Source organism: Allobosea sp. BK604 (genome assembly GCF_004341515.1).
Classification (GTDB): domain Bacteria; phylum Pseudomonadota; class Alphaproteobacteria; order Rhizobiales; family Beijerinckiaceae; genus Allobosea.
The window spans coordinates 14,276-36,153 of record NZ_SLZF01000016.1; the positions used below are offsets into that span (position 1 = coordinate 14,276).

General features: G+C 67.6%; 23 protein-coding genes. 10 read left to right on the top strand and 13 right to left on the bottom strand.

All coding sequences use genetic code 11. From position 1 onward, the window contains the following. Positions 1-45: 45 nt before the first annotated feature. Together rpoZ and EV560_RS34065 are read right to left on the bottom strand one after the other, a co-directional pair. Positions 46-438, bottom strand: a complete 393-nt coding sequence (gene rpoZ, locus EV560_RS34055; protein ID WP_131860321.1) for a DNA-directed RNA polymerase subunit omega — start codon at positions 436-438, stop codon at positions 46-48. Between the two features lie 235 nt (positions 439-673). Beyond that, positions 674-2,383 carry an ATP-binding protein gene (locus EV560_RS34065; RefSeq protein WP_248312344.1) on the bottom strand — a complete coding sequence of 570 codons (1,710 nt, stop codon included), beginning with the start codon at positions 2,381-2,383 and terminating at the stop codon, positions 674-676. 226 nt (positions 2,384-2,609) lie between these two features. Between EV560_RS34065 and EV560_RS34070 the strand changes: the two genes are divergently transcribed. The 3 genes from EV560_RS34070 (at position 2,610) to EV560_RS34080 (ending at position 5,112) form a co-directional block, all read left to right on the top strand. After that, the gene (locus tag EV560_RS34070) at positions 2,610-3,362 is read left to right on the top strand and encodes a pyridoxine 5'-phosphate synthase (protein WP_131860322.1); all 753 of its coding nucleotides are present in this window, start codon (positions 2,610-2,612) and stop codon (positions 3,360-3,362) included. Between the two features lie 278 nt (positions 3,363-3,640). Then, the gene (acpS, locus tag EV560_RS34075; protein WP_131860323.1) at positions 3,641-4,045 is read left to right on the top strand and encodes a holo-ACP synthase; all 405 of its coding nucleotides are present in this window, start codon (positions 3,641-3,643) and stop codon (positions 4,043-4,045) included. Further along, positions 4,042-5,112, top strand: coding sequence for a DUF2332 domain-containing protein (locus tag EV560_RS34080; protein ID WP_465247067.1), 1,071 nt, complete (start codon positions 4,042-4,044; stop codon positions 5,110-5,112). Before acpS ends, EV560_RS34080 begins: the two co-directional genes overlap by 4 nt. Before the next feature lie 87 nt (positions 5,113-5,199). On the opposite strand, the gene aqpZ is transcribed toward EV560_RS34080, so the two are convergent. Continuing rightward, the gene (gene aqpZ / locus EV560_RS34085) at positions 5,200-5,925 is read right to left on the bottom strand and encodes an aquaporin Z (RefSeq protein WP_131860324.1); all 726 of its coding nucleotides are present in this window, start codon (positions 5,923-5,925) and stop codon (positions 5,200-5,202) included. A gap of 227 nt (positions 5,926-6,152) precedes the next feature. Here aqpZ and EV560_RS34090 point away from each other — a divergent pair, with 227 nt between their 5' ends. The 4 genes from EV560_RS34090 (at position 6,153) to era (ending at position 9,836) form a co-directional block, all read left to right on the top strand. Then, positions 6,153-7,289, top strand: coding sequence for a mechanosensitive ion channel family protein (locus EV560_RS34090; protein WP_131860325.1), 1,137 nt, complete (start codon positions 6,153-6,155; stop codon positions 7,287-7,289). A 156-nt stretch (positions 7,290-7,445) separates the two neighbouring features. Further along, on the top strand, positions 7,446-8,204 hold the full coding sequence (gene lepB, locus EV560_RS34095) for a signal peptidase I (protein WP_131860469.1): 759 nt from the start codon (positions 7,446-7,448) through the stop codon (positions 8,202-8,204). Beyond that, complete coding sequence (gene rnc, locus EV560_RS34100; protein ID WP_248312345.1) at positions 8,201-8,932, top strand: ribonuclease III; 732 nt, start codon at positions 8,201-8,203, stop codon at positions 8,930-8,932. Before lepB ends, rnc begins: the two co-directional genes overlap by 4 nt. Beyond that, complete coding sequence (era, locus tag EV560_RS34105) at positions 8,925-9,836, top strand: GTPase Era (RefSeq protein ID WP_131860327.1); 912 nt, start codon at positions 8,925-8,927, stop codon at positions 9,834-9,836. Before rnc ends, era begins: the two co-directional genes overlap by 8 nt. Positions 9,837-9,944: 108 nt before the next feature. Here the strand turns inward: era and EV560_RS34110 are convergent, their stop codons facing one another. From EV560_RS34110 to EV560_RS34120, 3 genes are read right to left on the bottom strand one after another with little or no spacing between them, the layout of a single operon-like run. Further along, positions 9,945-10,424: an SRPBCC family protein gene (locus EV560_RS34110; protein ID WP_131860328.1), complete on the bottom strand. Its 480-nt coding sequence runs from the start codon at positions 10,422-10,424 to the stop codon at positions 9,945-9,947. After that, positions 10,421-10,732, bottom strand: a complete 312-nt coding sequence (locus EV560_RS34115) for an ArsR/SmtB family transcription factor (protein ID WP_131860329.1) — start codon at positions 10,730-10,732, stop codon at positions 10,421-10,423. The genes EV560_RS34110 and EV560_RS34115 overlap by 4 nt, the downstream gene beginning before the upstream one ends. 30 nt (positions 10,733-10,762) lie before the next feature. After that, positions 10,763-11,620 carry a LysR family transcriptional regulator gene (locus tag EV560_RS34120; protein ID WP_131860330.1) on the bottom strand — a complete coding sequence of 286 codons (858 nt, stop codon included), beginning with the start codon at positions 11,618-11,620 and terminating at the stop codon, positions 10,763-10,765. A gap of 113 nt (positions 11,621-11,733) precedes the next feature. On the opposite strand from EV560_RS34120, the gene EV560_RS34125 reads away from it, so the two are divergent. The 3 genes from EV560_RS34125 (at position 11,734) to parC (ending at position 15,389) form a co-directional block, all read left to right on the top strand. After that, a complete protein-coding gene (locus EV560_RS34125; RefSeq protein WP_131860331.1) occupies positions 11,734-12,114 on the top strand; it encodes a tautomerase family protein in 381 nt (126 codons plus the stop codon). Positions 12,115-12,300: 186 nt separating this feature from the next. Beyond that, on the top strand, positions 12,301-13,029 hold the full coding sequence (gene recO / locus EV560_RS34130; RefSeq protein WP_131860332.1) for a DNA repair protein RecO: 729 nt from the start codon (positions 12,301-12,303) through the stop codon (positions 13,027-13,029). Between the two features lie 113 nt (positions 13,030-13,142). Beyond that, positions 13,143-15,389, top strand: coding sequence for a DNA topoisomerase IV subunit A (gene parC / locus EV560_RS34135; RefSeq protein WP_131860333.1), 2,247 nt, complete (start codon positions 13,143-13,145; stop codon positions 15,387-15,389). 566 nt (positions 15,390-15,955) lie between these two features. Here parC and EV560_RS34140 read toward each other — a convergent pair. The 7 genes from EV560_RS34140 to EV560_RS34170 form a co-directional block, all read right to left on the bottom strand. After that, entirely contained in the window at positions 15,956-16,564 is a 609-nt protein-coding gene (locus EV560_RS34140; protein ID WP_165923763.1) for an outer membrane protein, read from the bottom strand. 131 nt (positions 16,565-16,695) lie between these two features. Continuing rightward, a complete protein-coding gene (locus tag EV560_RS34145) occupies positions 16,696-17,721 on the bottom strand; it encodes a DUF2336 domain-containing protein (RefSeq protein ID WP_165923764.1) in 1,026 nt (341 codons plus the stop codon). Between the two features lie 145 nt (positions 17,722-17,866). Next, positions 17,867-19,216 (bottom strand): PepSY-associated TM helix domain-containing protein, encoded by a 1,350-nt coding sequence (locus EV560_RS34150; protein ID WP_131860336.1) that lies wholly within the window; start codon positions 19,214-19,216, stop codon positions 17,867-17,869. A gap of 35 nt (positions 19,217-19,251) precedes the next feature. Next, positions 19,252-19,623 carry a hypothetical protein gene (locus EV560_RS34155; protein ID WP_131860337.1) on the bottom strand — a complete coding sequence of 124 codons (372 nt, stop codon included), beginning with the start codon at positions 19,621-19,623 and terminating at the stop codon, positions 19,252-19,254. Between the two features lie 89 nt (positions 19,624-19,712). Next, complete coding sequence (locus tag EV560_RS34160; RefSeq protein ID WP_131860338.1) at positions 19,713-20,363, bottom strand: RraA family protein; 651 nt, start codon at positions 20,361-20,363, stop codon at positions 19,713-19,715. 138 nt (positions 20,364-20,501) lie between these two features. After that, complete coding sequence (locus EV560_RS34165) at positions 20,502-21,254, bottom strand: arginyltransferase (RefSeq protein WP_131860339.1); 753 nt, start codon at positions 21,252-21,254, stop codon at positions 20,502-20,504. 100 nt (positions 21,255-21,354) lie between these two features. Then, positions 21,355-21,825: an RDD family protein gene (locus EV560_RS34170; protein WP_165923765.1), complete on the bottom strand. Its 471-nt coding sequence runs from the start codon at positions 21,823-21,825 to the stop codon at positions 21,355-21,357. Between the last annotated feature and the right edge of the window lie 53 nt (positions 21,826-21,878).

Sequence of the window (21,878 nt, forward strand, 5' to 3'; positions counted from 1 at the left end):
GCCCGGCAGTGCCGGGCTTTAGCATAGGCTGGTGAATCGTTCTCTTCAGTCTTCGTCGTCGGCGCTCTCGGTCGGCGGCACGAGGCCGTCGAGGCCGCGCAGCAGGTCCTCTTCGCTCATCCGGTCGAACTGGATCTCCGAATCCGGGGTCGAGGCGCTCTGTCCGGGTGCGGCGAGCAGCGGCACGGTCTCGGCCTCCGGCTCGTCGACCTCGACATGCTTCTGCAGCGAATGGATCAGGTCTTCCTTCAGATCCTCGGGCTTCAGCTTCTCGTCGGCGATCTCGCGCAGCGCGACGACGGGGTTCTTGTCGTTGTCGCGGCCGACCAGGATCGGCGAGCCCGACGCGATCATGCGGGCGCGGTGGCTGGCGAGCAGCACGAGCTCGAAGCGGTTATCGACCTTGTCGATGCAGTCTTCAACGGTAACGCGAGCCATGGAGCGACTCCTTCTGATCTTAGAGCCGGATGACTTCGGATTGCGTCGCAGGCGGCGCAATCCGAAGTCTGAATCCGTCTCTCACCAAAGAGTTAGAGCAAGGTGTCGTCCGAAAACGCTTCGCACTTTTCGGCATCATGCTCTTGCGATGCAGGGAAAGATGATTTGAGCCGGCCATACAGCGAATGCCGGCCGGATGCAAGATTCTTGCGACGATGTTCCCACGGTCGCGTGCTCAGCTGCTGCCGCGCATCCGGTTGACCAGCTCCTCCAGCCCCGGCTCGCGCTGCGGCAGCCCGTCATGGACGAGGCCGGCCATGGCCGGCAGCTCGTGCGGCGGCACCTGGGCGAAGCGCATGCGCATCGGCGTCGCCACCGCCTCGCCGAAGGCGATGGCCTCGCGGTTGCCGATCGCGGAGAGGAAGCTGATCGTGCTGGTCGAGGCATCGGCGATGGCCGAGCGGATGATCTGCTGGTCGCGGTCATTCGCCAGGCGCATCGCGAAGATCGTCGAGCATTGTGACAGGATCGTCGGGTCGAGCTCGCCCGGGCGCTGCGTCACCACGCCGAGATAGGCGCCGTATTTGCGGCCTTCCTTGGCGATGCGCGCGATCGCCTGCCGGGTCGGCGCGAAGCCGAGCGCGGGATCGGAGGGGACGTAGCGATGCGCCTCCTCGCAGAGCAGCAGGATCTCGTAGCTGCCCTGGCTCCACATCGCCAGGTCGAAAGCGATGCGCGCCAGCACGGAGGCGACCGAGTTGACGACTTCGGAGGGCAGGCCGGCGAGCTGGAACACGGTGATCGGCCGGCCCTGTTCCGGGATGCGGAAGATCTGGCCGATGACCGGGCTCATGCTCTCCATCGTGTTCGCCCGTGCGAACATGAAATAGTAGCGCGGGTCGCCATGCAGCGCTTCGAGCCGGACCTTGAGCGAGCGCAGCGCGGCGCGCGGATAGCGCAGCTCGTGCAGGCCGATCAGCTCGTCGATGACAGCGAAAGCGTCGAGCATGCGATAGGGCAAGGGCGCATCGGCCGCCGCGCCCGCGCTCTCGGGCGTGGCGCGCGCCGCATTGGGGTCGAGCGGGCGTTTCAGCAGCGAGGTGTTGACGTCGCGCAGCATGTCCCGCGCGCTGGGCGCCCGGTAGCGCGCCCGTGCCGAGGCGATGACCTCGCGCAGGATGTCGACCTCGTCCGGATCCGGCCGGCCGCGGAAGACGACATCGGCGAATTCCTCGAGGCGGAACATCCAGAACGGCAGATCGAGCGTCGAGGCGTCGATCGTCAGCGCCCGGTCGGGAAAGGCATGGGCGTATTCGTTATGCGGATCGAGGATCAGCACGCGCAGCCTGTGCCTGGCCATGACCGCCTTGCGCAGCAGCAGCGCGACCGCGCTCGACTTGCCGACGCCGGTGGTGCCGACCAGCGCGAAATGGCGCGAGAGCAGGTCCCCGATGCAGACCGTCGCCGGGATGCTGGCATCCTGGGTCAGATGGCCCACCGCGGTGCCGTTGCGGCCGCCGAGATCATGCATGAGCGCGAGGTCGCCGGCACGGATCCGATGCGCCACCGCGCCGATCGGCGGATAATTGGTGATGCCGCTCTGGAAGCGCTGGCGCCCGTCCTCGCCCTCGGTCACCTCGCCGGCGAGCTCGACCTCGACATGCACGGCATTATCCGCCCGCTCGTCCCAGCTCTCCTTGACGGTCCTGACCTCGTAGACGGTGCCGACGACGCGGCTGCGGCCGAGATTGATCGAGATCACCCGCCCGATGGCCCAGGCCTCCGACGGGCCACGGCCGTTCTGGGGCAGCATGGCGGCGATCGTGGCGCGGGCGCCGGTGCAGGCGACGACATGGCCGAGCGTGCGCTCGGGCGCCTGGCTCACATCGCGGCGCTCCGGCGAGAGATCGGCTCCGAACTCACCCATATTGGCCGCAAGCTGCATGGCGGCTGCCCTCCGCTCTTTCCTTGGTAGCCGGCAAGGCTAGTGCGGAGCGCTTAAGATTGGTTTCCTCCCTGCCGCGCTCTGGCGCTGCGGTTACCAGATCGTCAAGAATTCCCGGAGATTGGCCGCGATACCCATCAGCGAACGTGGTCTGCCGGATCAATTTCCTTGCCTTGAGCCCGGCCGGGTCCGGGTCTATGCACGGCGCAGAGGCGAGGGGACGACAATGACGACGAGCCGGCTGCGATTGGGCGTGAACATCGATCACGTCGCCACTGTGCGCAATGCGCGCGGCGGCGCCTTGCCGGATCCGGTCCGCGCCGCCCATCTCGCGGCCAAGGCCGGTGCCGACGGCATCACCGCGCATTTGCGCGAGGATCGTCGTCATATCCGCGACACCGACATGCAGCGCCTGGCCTCCGAACTGAGCGTGCCGCTGAATTTCGAGATGGCCGCCACCGCCGAGATGATCGCGCTGGCCGAGCGCTTCAAGCCGCATGCCGCCTGCCTGGTGCCGGAGAAGCGCGAGGAGCGCACCACCGAGGGCGGGCTCGATGTCGTCGGCCAGGAGGCCGCGCTGGCCGCTCCGATCGCGCGGCTGAAGGCGGCCGGCTGCCGCGTCTCGCTCTTCATCGAGCCGGACGAGGCGCCGATCGCGGCTGCCGTCAGGCTCGGCGCGCCGGTGATCGAGCTCCATACCGGCACCTGGTGCCATGCCGTGGCCGACGGCCATCAGGACAAGGCCGAGGCCGAGTTCCGCCGCCTGGCCGCCGGCGCGGCCTTCGCGGCCTCGCTCGGCCTGGAGGTCCATGCCGGCCACGGCCTCGACTACGACACGGCGCGCAAGCTCGCCGGCGTGCCCGAATTCGTCGAGTTCAATATCGGGCATTTCCTGATCGGCGACGCGATCTTCATCGGGCTCGAGCAGTCGATCGCGCTGATGCGCGCGGCGATGGACGAAGGCCGCGCGGGCAGCTAAGCCCGCCAGGGTGTGTCGTCAGCCATGGTCAGAGTGTTGGACGGGAGCGATTTTGGCCGAGTAGAAGGAGCGTGAGGACGCAAGCCTTTCGGCTTGCTACGACACGCGACGCGCTAATCGGCCAAAGGCGCCCCGCCGCGAAGCGGTGAGGTGAAAAATGGCCATCTGCCGTGTCGTATCATTCGCCAGGACGGTAGTCCCGGCGTCCCGCGGCTCCTTGCATTTGGCCATTTTTGACCTCATCCAAGCCCTGACCATGGCTGACGACACGCCCTAACATGATTATCGGCATCGGCTCCGATCTCTGCGACATCCGCCGCATCGAGACCTCGCTCGCCCGGTTCGGCGAGCGCTTCACCCATCGCGTCTTCACCGAGGGCGAGCGCGCCAAATCGGACCGGCGCGCCACGCGCGCGGGCTCCTATGCGCGCCGCTTCGCGGCCAAGGAGGCCTGTTCGAAGGCGCTCGGCACCGGCATGCGTGCCGGCGTGTTCTGGCGCGACATGGAGGTGGTCAACCTGCCGAGCGGGGCTCCGACGATGCGGCTCACCGGCGGCGCGGCCGAGCGGCTGAAGCTGCTGACCCCGCCTGGCTTCGAGACCGTGATCCATGTCTCCCTGACCGATGATCCCCCGCTCGCGCAGGCTTTCGTCGTGATCGAGGCGCGGCCGAAATCGGTTTGACGGAGCAGATCATGGCGCATGGCGGCAATGAGGCGGGTAGGGAGCGCATCCACGCGCATTTCATGGGCCAGGCCGTGGGCTGTCGCCAGCTCGGCTCGCCCTTCACGGCGCTGTTCTGCGAGCTGATGGCCGAGCGGCTCGACCGCAGCAGCGCCTTTGACCGCCGCATTTTCGACTGGCCCGGCGATCCGCGGGCCGATGCGCTCTCCTTGCGCGCCGCCGGGGCCTGCAATGCGCTGGCGCGCTCGGGGCGCGATCCGGCGCTGCGCGCGGCCTATCCGCCGAACGAGACGCAGGCCGAGCCGCTCTGGCAGGCGGTGCAGGCCGCCATCGCCGGGCATGACGCATTCCTGACCGCCTATCTCGACAGCGCCCCCCAGACCAACGAGGTTCGGCGCTGCGCCGTGCTGCTGGGCGGGGCGCTCACGATCGCCAGGGAATGCGGCCTTCCACTCGACCTGCTCGAGATCGGCTCGAGCGCCGGGCTCAATCTCGGCTTCGAGCGCCAGCGCTACGAGCTCGGCTCGGCCGAATGGGGCGGCGGCGCTGCGCCGGTGACGATCCGGAGCCAATGGCGCGGCGCTCTGCCGCCGCTCGATGCGCCGCTCTCCGTCGCGGCGCGCCGGGCCTGCGATCTCAATCCGCTCGATCCCTCGCGCAGCGAGGATCGCGAGCGCGTGCTCTCCTATATCTGGCCGGACCAGGCGGAGCGCCTGCGCACGGCCGAGGCCGCTTTCGACGCCGCCGCTGCCGCACCCTGGCGGGTCGAGCGCGCCGATGCCGCGGCCTGGGTCGAGGCGCGGTTGGTTGAGGAGGGGCCGGCAGGGCGCGCGCGTGTGCTGATGCACACGATCATGTGGCAATACCTGCCGGAGGCGACCAAGCAGCGCATCACCGCGGCGATGAGGCAGGCGGGCGCCGCCGCGACCGCGGACCGGCCGCTTTACTGGCTACGCATGGAGGCCGATGGCGACAGCGCCGCGGTGACGCTCGGCCAATGGCCTGGCGGAGCAGAGCGCGAACTGGGACGCGCCGATTATCACGCCCGCTGGGTGGAATGGCACTGACCTGATCGCGACCGCTCAAAAGCGAGCCGCCCGCCGAAGGGGCGGGCGGTCGAAACATCCGTCGTAGGACTCAATTTGCGCCAGGCGCTATTCCGCCGGCGCGTTGCCCACGATCTGGCCTTCCGGCTCCTCGCTGAGCCAGCGATAGATCACGCCGCCGAGAATGCCGCCGATGATCGGCGCGACCCAGAACAGCCAGAGCTGCTGCAGCGCCCAGCCGCCGACGAAGAGGGCGGGGCCGGTGCTGCGCGCCGGATTGACCGAGGTATTGGTCACCGGGATGCTGACGAGGTGGATCAGGCAGAGCCCGAGCCCGATCGCGAGCGGGGCAAAGCCGGCCGGGGCCTTGCCATGGGTCGAGCCCATGATGATGAACAGGAACATCATCGTCATCACAACCTCGACCAGGAAGCCGGCGACGAGGCTGTACTGGCCGGGGGAATGCTCGCCATAGCCGTTCGAGGCGAAGCCCTTGGCGAGGTCGAAGCCCGGAGCGCCTCTGGCGATCAGGTAGAGCACGAGCGCACCCAGGATGCCGCCGACCACCTGCGCGACGATATAGGGCACGACCTGGCTGCTCGGGAAACGGCCGCCCGCGGCGAGGCCGACCGTCACGGCCGGATTGAGATGGCAACCGGAGATATGACCGATCGCATAGGCCATGGTGACGACAGTCAGGCCAAAGGCGAGTGAGACGCCGAGCAGGCCGATGCCGACCTGCGGGAAGCCGGCGGCGATCACCGCGCTGCCGCAGCCGGCGAAGGTCAGCCAGAACGTGCCGATCACTTCGGCGGCATATTTCCTTGCTTGCATGATGAACCCCCGTTTGGCCGACCGCATGTCGGACCGCTGCACGACCCGTCAAAGGAGGACGGGGTGAGGCTCTGAAGGGAAGCGCATCCCGAGCGGTCGCGGCAAACGGCGCAGGCTCCGGGGCGACCGCCCCCCGCGGCCAAGTTGGAACCGTTCATGCGCCCTTGTGCGTTGCAACAGCGGCGAAGACTCGACGTGGGCGCCGCCGGCCTTCTGAGGAGCTGTGCATGAATCCGATTGAACGTTGGTTCACCGAATCTATCCGCAGCTTACCGTGGATTCCGTCCTGGTTCATCTCCCTGATCATTTTTTTGGCAGCGTTCTGGCTGGCCTTGCTGGTTCACCGCCTCGCCTTCGAGATCATGACGCGGCTGGTCGCCGGCATGGACCTGTTCTGGCGCTCGCTGGTCTCGCGCACCTTCGGCCCGGCGCGCTTCACCGTGATCACGCTCGCGCTCGCCTTCGCCGCCAGCGTCGCGCCGCTGTCGCAGGAACAGACGGGCGTCATCCGCCATGTCCTGCTGCTCTGCTTCATCGCGCTCGTCGCCTGGATCGCCAGGACCGCGCTGCATATCTGGACGACGGTCTACCTGCGCCGCTTCAAGCTCGACGCCGAGGACAACCTGCTGGCGCGCAAGCACGTCACGCAGACCCGCATCCTGAAACGCGTCTGCGAGATCCTGATCCTGCTCGTCGCCTTCTCGATCGTGCTGATGACCTTCGACGGCGTCCGCCAATATGGCGTCAGCCTGCTCGCCTCGGCCGGGGCGGCCGGCCTCGTCGTCGGCCTGGCGCTGCAGCCTTTGCTCAAGAACATCTTCGCCGGCATCCAGCTCGCGGTGACGCAGCCGATCCGCATCGACGATGCGCTGCTGGTCGAGGGCGAATGGGGCAATGTCGAGGAGATCACCTCGACCTATGTCGTCGTCCGGCTCTGGGACTGGCGCCGGCTGATCCTGCCGCTGAGCTATTTCATCGAGAAGCCGTTCCAGAACTGGACCCGCGAGAATGCCGAGCTGATCGGCACCGTCATGCTCTATCTCGACTATCAGGCGCCGGTGGAGGTGATCCGCGCCAAGGTCCAGGAGATCGCGCTGCAGTCGCGGCTCTGGGACGGCAAGGTCGTCAATGTCCAGGTCACCGATTTCCGCCGCTCCACCATGGAGGTGCGCGTCCTGGTCAGCGCCCGCAGCTCGCCGCGCGCCTTCGATCTGCGCTGCGAGGTCCGTGAAAAGCTGATCGGCTTCCTGCAGCGCGAGTATCCGCAATCGCTGCCGCGGCTGCGCGCCGAGCCCTCGCCGCCGGTCAATGCCCCGCTGCCGGTCGCGCTGGTGCGGGCCGGGGCTGCGGCAACGCGTGCATGACGGCTCGGCGTGGAAAGCGGCTTGCGGACGAGATCATGCCCCAATCTCGTGGTGAGAGGCAGGCAAGCGCGTTGTCCCTGACCCAATAGTCCGCTATGCCGCGCGTTGGAATTGTGAAGGAGCGCCCGCGTGGCCAACGACGCCGAGATCAAGAAAATGGCGAAAGAGCAGGGCAAGGCGGCCAAGGACGAGGGCGGCATCCTCGAGACGATCAAGGTCGTCGTCCAGGCGCTGCTGATCGCGCTGGTCATCCGCACCCTGCTGTTCCAGCCCTTCAACATCCCCTCGGGCTCGCTGATCCCGACGCTGCTGATCGGCGACTATCTCTTCGTCTCGAAATACACCTACGGCTATTCCAAGCACTCGATCCCGTTCAGCCCGCCGCTGTTCAACGGCCGCGTCTGGGCCGCGCCGCCCAAGCGCGGCGACATCGCCGTGTTCAAGCTGCCGAGCGACAATTCGACCGATTACATCAAGCGCGTCATCGGCCTGCCGGGCGACCGCATCCAGATGATCGACGGCATCCTGCACATCAACAACCAGCCGGTGAAGCGCGAGCGCGTCGCCGACTACACCACCACCGACAATTGGGGCCGCAACGTTCCGGTCATCCAGTATCGCGAGACCCTGCCCGAAGGCGTCAGCCACATGATCATCGAGCGCGAGGGCGATACCGGCACCTTCGACAACACGGCTGTCTTCGTCGTGCCGGAAGGCCACTATTTCATGATGGGCGACAACCGCGACAATTCGCTCGATTCGCGTGACCGGAGCGTCGGCTACGTGCCCTTCGAGAATTTCGTCGGCCGCGCCGAGATCATCTTCTTCTCGATCGATGACGGCGCTTCGGCCTGGCGCGTCTGGGAATGGCCGTGGACGGTTCGCTGGAACCGCATCTTCAGCACGATCAAGTGACGAAGCCGCAAGACAACGCCCGCAAGCTGCCCGATCTCGCGAGGTTGGAGGGCAGGCTGGGCCATGCCTTCGCCGATCGCAGCCTGCTGGAGACGGCGCTCACCCATATGAGCGCCGAGGGCGCGCGCCGCGCGAGCTACCAGCGGCTCGAATTCCTCGGCGACCGCGTGCTCGGCCTCAGCATCGCCGACATGCTCTTCGCCCGCTATCCGCAGGCCGAGGAGGGCGACATGTCGCGCCGCCTCGCCGATCTCGTACGCAAGGAGACCTGTGCCGAGGTCGCGACGGCCTGGGAAATCGGCGGCTATCTGCGGCTCGGCGAGGGCGAGATCCTCGGCGGCGCCCGCAAGAACAAGGCGATCCTCGCCGATGTCTGCGAATCGATCATCGGTGCGGTCTTCATCGATGGCGGCTATGATGCGGCGCGCGGCCTGGTCGAGCGCGCCTTCGGCGAGCGCCTGCTGAAGCCGGCGCGGCCCCTGCGCGACGCCAAGACGGCCTTGCAGGAATGGGCGCAGGGCAGGGGCTACCAGACGCCGACCTATAGCGAGCGCGGCCGTTCCGGCCCGGACCACGCCCCGCTCTTCCGCGTCGCGGCCCGCATCACCGGCCTGCCCGATGCCGAGGCGGAAGGGCCGTCGAAGCGTCTGGCCGAGCAGTCGGCGGCCGAGGCCTTCCTGCGCCGCGAGGGGCTCTGGAGCGAAACCATGGAGGGCGGCAATGGCTGAGCCTGAACAGCCCACCCGCGCGGGCTTCGTCGCGCTGATCGGCGCACCCAATGCCGGCAAGTCGACGCTGCTGAACCAGCTCGTCGGCGCCAAGGTCTCGATCGTCTCGCGCAAGGTGCAGACGACGCGCACCCAGGTGCGTGGCATCGCCATGTCCGGCCCGACGCAGATCGTCTTCGTCGACACGCCCGGCATCTTCGCGCCCAAGCGCCGGCTCGACCGCGCGATGGTGACGAGCGCCTGGGGCGGGGCGACCGATGCCGACCTGATCGGCGTGCTGATCGATGTCCAGAAATTCGATCAGGAGGAGAATACCAGGCTGCTCGAGCGGCTCGGCGAGCTGAAGCAGCCGAAATTCCTGATCCTCAACAAGGTCGACACCGTCGCCAAGGAAAAGCTGCTCGCGATCACCGCCGCGGTGAACGAGCGCGGGCAGTTCGAGACCACCTTCATGATCGCAGCCCTGACCGGCTACGGCGTCAAGGACGTGCTGTCCTGGCTGGAGACGAGGATGCCGCTCGGCCCCTGGCTCTATCCAGAGGATCAGATCTCGGATGCGCCGCTGCGCTTTCTCGCCGCCGAGATCACGCGCGAGAAGATCTTCGAACGGCTGCACGACGAATTGCCCTATCGCTCGACGGTCGAGACCGAGCAATGGCAGCAGCGGCCTGACGGTTCGGTCCGCATCGAGCAGACGATCTATGTCGAGCGCGAGGGCCAGCGGAAGATCGTGCTCGGCGAGGGCGGCCAGACCATCAAGGCCATCGGCCAGGCCGCCCGCAAGGAGATCACTGAGGCGGCCGAGGCGACGGTCCACCTCTTCCTGTTCGTCAAGGTGCGCGAGAACTGGGCGGATGACCCCGAGCGCTATCGCGAGATGGGGCTGGAATTCCCCAAGGGCTAGAGGATTCTCGAGCGAAGTGGATGCCGCTTCGCGTGAAGAAAATGCGTTAAAACAAAACGTTAGAGAGTTTCCGCGCTTCGGAGAAACGCGGAAATGCTCCAGAGTCCCCTAGGCTGCGGCCTCGGCCTCGGTGCCGAACAGCTGCAGCAATCCGCCCCAGCCGCCATCGGCGTCGATCATGCCGCGCACACGCTCGGCCGCTTCGCCGTAGCGCTCGAGATTGCGGTGCTCGAGCGTCACCAGCGTCCCGGCCTCCTGCGGCGTGAAGGTGATCTCGACCTCGGTGATGAAGTCGGGATCGTATTGGAACTCGGCATTGAGCTGCCAGCCGAGGACGGCGCGGCCGGGCGGCTCCCAAGCCAGGACCCGGCCCCAATCCGCTTCCCCGCCATCCTCATGCGTCGAGAACCAGCGCCCGCCGACCCGCGGCTCGATCACCACATTGGTGATCGGCGAGGGCTGCGTGTTGTGCGAGCCGGGCCACCAGCGCCCCATGCCGCTCGTGAAGACCTCGAAGGCGCGCGCCGGCGGCGCTTTCACGACAATGCTCTTGCGCACCGCCGCCGGGCTGATCGTCGAAACCGTCATGTCGTCTCATCCTTCTCCACTGCCGCTGCGAACGCGTCCAGGTTGGTTGCCCAGAACTGGTCGAGCCAGGCCCGCAACGGCCCGAGCCCATGCGGATCGATGCGATAGACCCGCCGATTGCCCGCGGCCGCGTCGACCACGAGCCCGGCCTGCTTGAGCACCTTCAGATGTTGCGAGACCGCCGGGCGCGAGACCGGGACGATGCGGGCGAGATCGACGACGGCCTGCGGTCCGCTCCGCAACTGCTCGAAGATCCGCCGGCGCGTCGGATCGCCGAGCGCCTCGAAGAATTGCTCTGCGTTAGCCATGGCTAACCGTAAGTCGTAGCTTACTATCTGTCAACGGCGTTCTCCCGCCCGGAACGCCGCCGCCAGTTCCCTGACGAAGGCGTTCGCGCGCGGCGTCGCGACATGGCTGCGCAGGACGACTTCGGACGAGCCCAGCGCCGGCAGTCCCCAGGCCTCGCCGACATCGACAGCGCCGACCGGCGCGATCCGCGCCGCCAGCGGCGAGACGCCGAGCCCGCCCTCGACCGCCGCCAGCACCGCGGCCATGCCGCCGCCGATGAAGGCCTCGCGCCAGGCGATGCCGGCCCGGCCGAGCGCCGCGACGGCATGACGCCTGAGCCCACATTCGCTCATCAGGCTGACCAGCGGCAGCGGGGCATTTGGGTCGCGGATCAGGGCGGGCGCGGCGAACCAGCCGAAATCGTCGCGCCGCAAGGTCTCGCCGACGCGCCCGCCGCCGATCCGCCTGGTCACCGCGACATCGAGCTCGCCGCGCTCGAAAGCGGCCTCCAGGAGGGTCGAGCGGTCGATCGTCAGGTTGATCACCAGGGTCGGGTCGTGCCGGGAGAGCCGCGCCAGCAGCGCCGGCGCATCCGCCCCGACCGCCTGCTCGCTGATGCCGATCGCGACCTGCTCGCGCGCCTCGCTGAAGGCGGCGCGCGCCCGCTCATGCGCTGCGAGCAAGTCGCGCGCCGCCGGCACGAAGCGCTCGCCCTCGGCGGTCAGCTTCACCAGCCGCGGATGGCGCTGCAGCAGGGCGCGGCCCAGGACTTCCTCGAGCCGCTTCACCCGTGTGCTGACCAGCGATTGCGTCGTGCCGAGCGCCTCGGCGGCGCGGGTGAAGCTGCGCAGATCGGCGGCGCCGAGAAAGGCCGCGACCGCGTCGATATCGAGCGTCGTAGCGATCATAGATCTAAAATCAATATGATTGATATCATCACCGATATTCTACCAAGATGAATGGGGCAGCGCTAGCTTTGGGATGTCGCGAGGCGAGGCCTCGCCCGCAACGGAGAGCCACGATGCCCCTGATCCGAATTTCGATGCGGCGCGGCCGCCCCGCTTCAGAGCCCGCCGCCATCGTCGACGGCGTCTATCGCGCCCTGCGCGAGACCTTCGAGGTGCCGGAGGACGATCTCTTCGCCGTGATCCACCAGCACGATCCCGACGAGTTCATCTTCAACGCCAATTATTTCGGCTTCGCCCGCTCGTCCGGGCTGGTGATCATCCAGATCACCGTCAGCGCCAGCCGCGGCGTCACCCAGAAGAAGGCGCTGTTCGCCAAGATCGCCGAGAACCTGCGCCGCGATCCCGGCCTGAAGCCGGACGACATCTTCATCAACCTGATCGAGACGACGCGTGAGAACTGGTCCTTCGGCGCGGGCGTGGCGCAATACGCCTAGACTTGGTGCGGCCTCGTGGACGGGCTCTCCCGTCATGGTCGGGCTTGTCCCGACCATCCACGTCTTCGCCTGGCGAGGAGCGTGGCCAGGACGTGGATGCCCGCCACGAGGACGAGCACGACGACCAGGCGATCGTCGGCATGCCCGCGAATTGACCCCGGCCCGGCCGCCGCCCTAACTGCCGCCATGGAATGGAGCGACGAGGGCACGATCATCGGCGTCCGGCAGCATGGCGAGAGCGCCGTGATCCTGGAGGTGATGACGCGCGGGCATGGCCGCCATCTCGGCCTCGTCCGCGGCGGCCGCTCCACCAAGGTCCAGCCGGTGCTCCAGCCCGGCAATGCGGTGGCGCTGACCTGGCGCGCCCGGCTCGACGAGCATCTCGGCGAATACAGGATCGAGCTGCTCACCTCCCATGCGGCCAGGCTGATGGCGGCGCCGGTCGCGCTCTACGGGCTCGCCACCATCGCCGCCTTGCTGCGGCTCTTGCCGGAGCGCGATCCGCATCCCGGCCTGCACGAGGCGCTCTCCGTGCTGATCGAGCATCTCGACGAGCCCTTGCTGGCGCCGGCGCTGATCGTGCGCTTCGAGGTCGCGATGCTCTCCGAGCTCGGCTTCGGGCTCGATCTCCTGCGCTGCGCCGTGACCGGCGTGAACGAGGACCTGACCCATGTCTCGCCGAAATCGGGCAAGGCGGTCAGCCGCAAGGCGGCGCAGCCCTATCTCGACCGGCTGCTGACCTTGCCGGCCTTCCTCAGCGAAGGGCAGGGCGCCCGCCAGCCGAGCGCGGCCGACATCGCGGCCGGCTTTGCGCTCACCGGCTTCTTCCTGCGCCGCCATGTCTACGAGCCGCGCGGCCTGCAGGAGCCGCCGGAGCGGGCGCGGCTGATCGAGCTCGCCGTGCGAATCCACTGACTTTTTCGGTTTGGGGCGCTATGACGCTTTGCGCGGCTTGCGCCCGCCCGGCATCGTGATGCCAAAGTGATTCGCGGCACGAGCGGCCGCTTCCAATTCGAGGTTGAGTACATATGGGCAAACCGGTCGATCCGCCGCCGGAGGACGAGACCGAGCGCATCGATCTGAAATCGGCGCTCGAGGATCGCTATCTCACCTATGCGCTCTCCACCATCCTGCACCGCGCCCTGCCGGATGCACGCGACGGGCTGAAGCCGGTCCATCGCCGCATCCTGCATGCGATGCGGCTGCTCCGGCTCGATCCCGGCCAGGTCCACAAGAAATGCGCCCGCATCGTCGGCGACGTCATCGGTAAGTTCCACCCGCATGGCGACCAGTCGGTCTATGACGCGCTGGTGCGCCTCGCGCAGGATTTCGCCCAGCGCTACCCGCTCGTCGACGGCCAGGGCAATTTCGGCAATATCGACGGCGATAACGCCGCTGCCTACCGCTATACCGAAGCGCGCATGACCGAGGTCGCGCGCCTGCTGCTCGACGGGATCGACGAGGACGCGGTCGATTTCCGCGAGACCTATAATGGCGAGGACGAGGAGCCGGTCGTGCTCCCGGCCGCCTTCCCGAACCTGCTCGCCAACGGCTCGCAGGGCATCGCCGTGGGCATGGCGACCTCGATCCCGCCGCACAATGCCGCCGAGCTCTGCGATGCGGCGCTCTACCTGATCCAGCATCCGGAGACCTCCTCCGAGCAGCTCATGACCTTCGTGCCCGGTCCGGATTTCCCGACCGGCGGCATCATCGTCGAGAGCCGCGCCTCGATGGCGGAGACCTACCGCACCGGCCGCGGCGCCTTCCGCACGCGGGCGCGCTGGCATGTCGAGGACCAGGGCCGCGGCACCTGGTTCGTGGTCGTCACCGAGATCCCCTACATGGTCTCGAAGGGCCGGCTGATCGAGAAGATCGCCGAGCTGCTGAACGAGCGGAAGCTGCCACTGGTCGCGGACTTGCGCGACGAGTCGGCGGAAGACATCCGCGTCGTCATCGAGCCGCGCGCCCGCAATGTCGACGCCAACCTGATGATGGAATCGCTCTTCCGGCTCTCCGAGCTGGAGGCGCGCATCCCGATGAACATGAACGTGCTGACCGGCGGGCTGGTGCCGCGCGTGCTCGGCCTCGGCGAGGCCCTGCGCGAATGGCTCGACCATCGCCGCGAGGTGCTGCTGCGCCGCTCGCGCTTCCGCCTCGGCCAGATCGAGAAGCGGCTCGAGATCCTGCGCGGCCTGCTCATCGTCTATCTCGACCTCGACCGGGTCATCAAGATCATCCGCGAGGAGGACGAGCCGAAGGTCGAGCTGATGCGCGTCTTCGAGCTCACCGAGATCCAGGCCAACGCCATCCTCGACACGCGCCTGCGCGCCCTGCGCAAGCTCGAGGAGATGCAGCTCAAGACCGAGCTCGACGAGCTCACCACCGAGAAGGGCCAGATCGAGGATCTGCTCGGCTCGGAGGCGACGCAGTGGAAATTCATCTCGCACGATATCCGCGAGGTGAAGAAGCTCTTCGGCCCGGAGACGGCGATCGGCAAGCGCCGCACCGATTTCGCGGATATGCCGGAGACCACCGAGATCGACCTGACCCAGGCCATGGTCGAGCGCGAGCCGGTCACGGTCGTGGTCTCGAAGAAGGGCTGGATCCGGGCGCTGAAGGGCCATGTCCAGGACCTCTCGACCCTGACCTTCAAGGGCGACGACGCGCTCCAGCTCGGCTTCTTCACCGAGACCACGGCGAAGGTCCTGGTCCTGGCCTCGAACGGCAAGGTCTTCACGCTGGAGGCCTCGAAACTGCCCGGCGGGCGCGGCTTCGGCGATCCGATCCGCTTGATGATCGAGCTCGAGGAGACGGCCGAGATCGTCTCGGCCTTCCCCTACAGGCCGGGCGCGAAGCTGCTGATGGTGACTTCGGATGGGCGCGGCTTCGTCGCCCCGACCGACGATGTCGTCGCCAATACCCGCAAGGGGCGGCAGGTCGTCAATGTCACGGCCCCAGTCGTCGCCATGCTGGCGGCCCCGGCCGAGGGCGACCATGTCGCGATCATCGGCGAGAACCGCAAGCTGAATTGCTTCCCGATCTCGGAAGTCGCCGAGATGGGCCGTGGCAAGGGCGTGCGCCTGCAGCGCTACAAGGATGGCGGCGTCTCCGACGCCAAGGTCTTCAAGCTCGCCGACGGCCTGACCTGGCTCGACACCTCCGGCCGGACCTGGACGGTGGCCCAGAGCGAGCTGATGGAATGGCTCGGCCACCGCGCCGAAGCCGGCCGCCTGCCGCCAAAAGGCTTTCCGAAGAACAACAAGTTCGGGGGGTAGTTCCTTCTCCCCTTGCGGGAGAAGGTGGCTCGGCGAAGCCGAGACGGATGAGGGGTCGCGCGACGATTGCCGCGCAACCCTTCGAACAAGCTCGACGATGAAGGGTGGCGCGACCCCTCATCCGCCCCTACGGGGCACCTTCTCCCGCAGGGGGAGAAGGGGGCGCTCTTCGCTTGACCGATGCGACCCAGAGCTCCTTCCTTCTCCCCTTGCGGGAGAAGGTGGCTCGGCGAAGCCGAGACGGATGAGGGGTCGCGCCACGATTGCCGCGCAACACTTCGAACAAGCTCAACGATGAAGGGCGGCGCGACCCCTCATCCGCCCCTACGGGGCACCTTCTCCCGCAAGGGGAGAAGGGGGCGTCCTTCGCTTGACCGATGCGACCCAGAGCTCCTTCCCTTCTCCCCTTGCGGGAGAAGGTGGCTCGGCCCAGCCGAGACGGATGAGGGGTCGCGCGACGGCCACCGCGCAAGCTTTCGAACAAGCCCGCAAGGAGAGAAGCGATTCTACGTCAGCGCCTTACGCGGTGTCCTTGAATCAACCCGGCAGCGTCTTGAATCAAAATCTCAGGGGCGGATCGCCTGGCCGACGACGCCGACCTCGAGGCCGAGCGTCAGGTTGTTGGTCACCGCCCATTCGACGCCGGCCCGCGCTTCCGGCCGGACCGCGATGTCGCTCTGCTTGAACGGCGACGAGAACGGGCTTGCGCCGAAGCGCCAGGTCTCGTTGGCGGCGACCATGCCGACCTTGGTGTAGAGCAGCACGTTATCGACCGGGAGCCAGCCGGCCTTGACCTCGAAGGCGCCGGCGATGTCGCGGGTGAAGACGGCATTGCCGAAGCCGGGCGTGTCATAGCCGCCGAGCGGGCGGACATAGTCGAGCGCGCCGGCGATGCCGAATACGAAATCGCCCTCGCGCCACATCTTGCCGGCCTCGACCCCGATGGTCGGGCCGGCGAAGGTGCCGTAATGCTTCGAGCTGGTCACCTGGAAGCCGGTGGAGATCCGGGCATAGGTGCCGTCCCATTTCACTCCGCCGGGCGCCAGCGTCGGCTCCGACCAGGCGAAGGAGGGCAGGGGCGCGAAGCCGGTGAAGGGCAGGAAGGTCTGCGCCGAGGCGCCGCCCGCGGTCATGGCGAGCGCGCAGACCGCGCCGGTCAGGATCGATAATCTCACGTCGAAGGCACCCTTGCGGCCGAACCCCATGGAGAGGCTAGCAGATGGGTGGGCGAATGTCGCGGATTTGTGGCGGCGCCCCGCCCAGTGGATCTTTGGCTCGGCGGATCCTTGGCTCGGCGCAACTCGGCTCAGCGGAGCTTGGTGCGCATCTTGAGGAAGCGCATCGTCCGTTCCGCGGTCGCATTATCGAGCGTGGCGTAGCCGCGCAGATCGTCCTTGGTGCTCTTCGGTGCGAAATAAAGGCGTCGTCCCCGCATGTTCAGCACTGTCTCGAAGGTCGCCGTCGTGACGTTGAGCGAGCGGCAGGTCACGGCGATGCCGGTCACGTCGCGCTGCATCAGCACGCGCAAGGCCTGTTCGGTGCCGATCTCGGCCGCCTGAGCGACGACCTGGGCGAGGTGATAGGCGCGATCCTCGTCTGCGAGCATGGCGATGATCTCGTCGACGGTGCGGCTGCCGGCTGCGAGATCGGCGAGGAGCAGCTTGACCTCCAGGCGCTGTTGCCGCGCCTGGCGCGCCAGGCTCGCGGCTTCGTCGGAGGGTTTCGACCAGAGGCCGCCATTGTCGTTCAACTGCTCGACGATCCGCATCACGCGCGCGGCGCGGTCGGGCTTCAGGTCGGCGCGGGCGGCGAGTGCGCTGCTGATGCTGATGTCCTGGCCACCGCGCTCCAACAGGCGTTCGAAGCCCTTGTCGGAGAAGGCGGCGCCATCATTGCTGCTGACCGTATGGAGGACGTCGCGATTGCCGCGCTCCACGAGAATGTCGGTCAGTCCCTCCGACAGCTTCGCGCGCTCCGCGATCGCGACGAGGTGATATTGCGACTGGCTGACTGCGATCGCAGCAAGATCGGCATCCGTCAGCACGGGAGAAAGCTTCAGAACGAGCCGCGCGACCTCGCCGTCCTGGTCGCCGGCGAGCGTGACGGCGACCTGATGCGGCAGCGTCGGCACCGCCGCGACTTTCTCGGCATAGGCCTGCCGGTCCGTCGCGTTGAGCTTGGGGAGCGACTGGTTGGCGATCTCGCCGTAATGCTCCTGCGATTCCTCGCTCGGATCCTGGTCGAGCAGGAACAGGTCGGTGACGGCATTGAGCAATTGCCGCCTTGTATCCGACGACATTTCGCCCGGCATCTTCGACAGGGAGTCTAACATCGGCATTCTGCCCTTGAGGAATTCCAGCAATTACGCTGTTCCGGCTTGATTTAGTCTTAAGCCGCCGCCCGATGTGAAGCTGTTGCCGCGCAAATGGTTTCTGATGCGTGACCGGCCCGCGCGGGGGCGCGGGCCGGCGTAGCAATCAGGCCCTCGCCGCCGGCCAGAACAGCCGGTCGAGCGCGAGCATCGCCAGCAGCGACAGGCCGACCAGCGGGAAGATGACGCCGCCGATGGCGAGGATGGCGAAGACGCCGTAGAGCGTCGCCTTGTTCGGCGGCAGCGGCGGCACGCCGAGCGAGCCGGAAGGGCGCCGCTTCCACCACATCACCGCGGCCGAGACGGCGAGCAGGATGATGGACAGGCAGACCGCCAGCATCAGGAGCTGGTTCGCCAGCCCGAATTCCTGGCCCATATGCACGTTGATGCCCCATTCCAGCGCTTTGCCGAGCGGGCCGTAATCGGCATAGGACATGTCGAGCAAAGCCTCGCCGCTATACTGGTCGAGATGGATCACGCGCTGGCGCGACAGGTCCTTCGGATAGACCGAGCCGGTATAGACGCCGCTTGGGCTGCTCGGCAGGTTGACCGCATAGCCGGGCGTCAGGCCGAGCGCATCGAACTTCGCCACCGCCGCGTCGAGCCCGATCGGGCCGTCTGCCTTCGCCACCGATTCCGGCACCTGCGCCTGTTCCAGCGACCATGAGGTCGGCCCGGCATGGTGCAGGTGCTCCTCCGACATCGGCACGGCCACCCGCACGCCGGCGGGGTAGCCGAAATTATGGCCGTTGGCCCAGCGATTGACCTGATCGCCCCAGAACACCGACCAGGGCATGCCGGTCACCGCCAGGAAGACGATGAAGAGCCCGACAAAGGCGCCGGTCACCGCATGGAGATCGCGCCAGAACACGCGCTTGCCGGCATCGCCGCGCACCGAGACCACGCCGCCGCTGCGCCCGCGCGGCCACCACAAGAAAAGCCCGGTCAGGACCAGCAGGATCGCCCAGCCGCCGACGATCTCGATGACGCCATTCGCCACCGGTCCGAAATAGGCGAGGCTGTGGATCTGCCTGACGATCCACATCACCGTGCCCTTGTCGGGCAGCTCTCCGAGCACGCGCCCGTCATAGGGGTCGAGATAGGCGACCTTGCGGGCGCCGTCGGCAGCGCGGATCGTCACCTCAGCCGAGGCGGCCGGCGTTTCCGGCGCGGTGAATTTCACGGCCTGGCCGGGGATGGCCGCGAGCGCATTCGCCACCAGCGCGCTCGGCGCCGCCATGGCACTGGCCCGGATCTCGACCTGCTTGAGGTCGCGATGGATCAGGCCGTCGAGCTCGGCCCGGAAGAGATAGAGCCCGCCGGTGAGCGCGAGCAGGATGAGGAAGGGCAGCGTCAGCAGCCCGGCATAGAAATGCCAGCGCCAGACGGCGCGATAGAACGAGGCGGCCCGATCCGCGCGCGCAGGCGCGGTCTCCGCGAGTGAGACGGTGGTCATGAGATTGTCCTGTCCTGAAGATGGCTGGGAGGGCTTCAGGTCAGGGCAGGCGGGGCGCGGGCTCCGAGCGGATAGGCGAGGCGGCCGGGCAGGGCGGCCGGCGCCGGCGGGGGCAGGAAGGCGGCTTCGGCGAAATCCGCGTGGCGAAGCGGCAGGAACCCGTTTGCCGCAAGTGGCAGGGCAGTGCCGCTCGCCAGGCAGCCGAGCGCGCAGCAGATCGGCCCATGCTCGGGCTGGCCCGGTGCATCCGGCCCGGAGCCGCCGCTTGGCAGGCAGAACACATGCTGCGGCAGCGGCGAGGGGGCGGCCGCAAGGCCCGAGCCGAGCGCCAGCAGCACCGCATGCAGGATCAGGCCATAGCTGCAGAGCAGCGCGACCGCGCTCCGCTTCCAGCCCGTCCGCTGCATGGTCCTTCCCATCCTCAAGGGCTAGGCCGCAGCTCTCCCATGGTCAATGCCGGCGTCGCGCTGCGGCACTGCGCCGTTTGGCCGCGCGCTCAGAACTTGCCGAACTGCAGATAGGCCTGCTGCGGGTCGACGCCTGAGAGGATCGCGGTGCGGACCTTGTTCTCGGTCGAGATCGCAGCCTCGGCCTTGGCCAGCACGTCCTCGATGATCTCGACGGGGATGCGCACGACGCCGTCGCGATCGCCGAGGATGTAGTCGCCCGGCCTGATCCAGACCGGGCCGATCTTGATCGGCTCGTCGATCGCCTTCGGCAGCCAGAAGCCGACGATGTCGCGCGGGGTATAGGCGCGGAAATAGGCCTGGAAGCCCATCGCGATCATGAATTCGGTATCGCGCGCCAGCCCGTCGATGACGCAGCCGCGCACGCCCTTGTTCTTCAGGGTCTCGGCCGAGAGCTCGCCCATCAGCGCAACCTCGTCGGTATTCGGCTGGCAGATCCAGACATGGCCGGGCTTGGCCCGCGAGAGCAGGCCGGTCCAGCCGAGCAGCGTCTCATGCGCGTCGAAATCCGGATCCGTCTTGCCCTCGACCGTGAAGGCCGGGCCGGCCAGCACCTGGCCGGGCAGGAGCGGGCGCAACTCCGGCGGCAGGGTGAAATCGCTCAGGCCCATGCCGCGCATCACGTCGTGGACGACGCCGGTATAGCAACGCTCCAGCCGCTCGGTCAGTGTCTCGCTCATCAGTCCTCCACTTGGCTCCGCGATGCGGCGCAGCCGCCATCCGGGCCGTTGCCTGAGAGTGCGGAGATGGGATGCTGGCGGCAAGCGCGTTCTTCGCGCGGTGCCGATGCGCCTCGGGCGGTCCGGCGCGAATGCCCGTCAGGCCTGGTCGACGCGTTCCCAGCCCTGGCCGGTCAGCCGCTGCTGCGGCAGGAAGCGGGCCTTGTAGGACATCTTGGGCGAGCCCTCGACCCAATAGCCGAGATAGACATAGGGCAGGCCGAGCTTGCGGGCGCGCTCGATATGGTCGAGCACCATGAAGGTGCCGAGCGAGCGCAGCTCCAGCATCGGGTCGTAGACCGAATAGACCATGGAGAGCCCGTCGCTCAGCCGGTCGGTCAGCGCCATCGCGAAGAGATCGCCCTCGCCGCGGCCGGTGAAGCCGCTATCGGGCCCGCGCCGGCGATATTCGATCAGCGAGGTATCGACATGGGTGTCCTCGACCATCATCGAGAAATCCAGCGCCGACATCGTCGCCATGCCGCCATCGGGATGGCGCTCGTCGAGATAGGTGCGGAACAGCGAATAATGCTCGGAGCGCGGCTGCGGTGGCAGCGCCTCGCCGATCAGGTCGCTATTGCGCGAGAGGACCTTGCGGAAGCCGCGCGAGGGCCGGAAATCGTCGACGACGACGCGCACCGAGATGCAGGCGCGGCAGGTCTCGCAGGCCGGACGATAGGCAATGCTCTGCGAGCGCCGGAAGCCGCCTTGCGAGAGCACGTCGTTGAGATCGCGCGCCCGGCCGCCGACGAGATGGGTAAACACTTTCCTCTCCTCGCGCCCCGGCAGATAGGGGCAAGGAGTCGGCGACGTCAGATAAAATTGCGGGGCATCCCGCAACGGGCGCGTCAAGGTCGGGTCGCTCCGGAAATCGCTTCGCCTCTACCACTCTACCAGTCGCAGCGCCGGCAACAAGATCAGGCTTTGGGCAGCCACGATCTGTCCGCCGATCCTACGCCCTCACCACCACGAAGCCGACGAGAATATCATGCCCGAGCCGGCGGTCGGCGCGGACGAACCCGCACAGGATGTCGAGCACCCAGAGCCCGACCGTGCCGGCGGCAACGTAAAACAGCAGCGCATGTACCGCGGCGGCGAGCCCGTCCGGCGGCGCGCCGGTGACGGTCTCGACCCTGAGGCCCGCCATGCGCATGCCCCAGGTCGCCTGTTTCCGTCCGCCGATCGTCAGCGCCGCGTAGCCGAGCGCCGTCGCCACGGTCGCGATCGGGATCAGCAGCCAGGTCGCGCCGAAGGTGACGATGCCCAGGACGAGCAGCAGCAGGAAGATGATCCAGCCGAGGATGAAGAGGATGATGATGTCGCCGATCCAGGCGAAGAGCCGCGAGCCGAGCACACCCCGCACATCCGGGAATGCCCGCGGCTCGACCGGCGTGATCGGCTGCTGGTAGCCACGCTCGCTCATCGGAAAACGAAGCCCCCCTGTTGCCGCGGGGCCGGCAAGTGACGGCCCCGCCG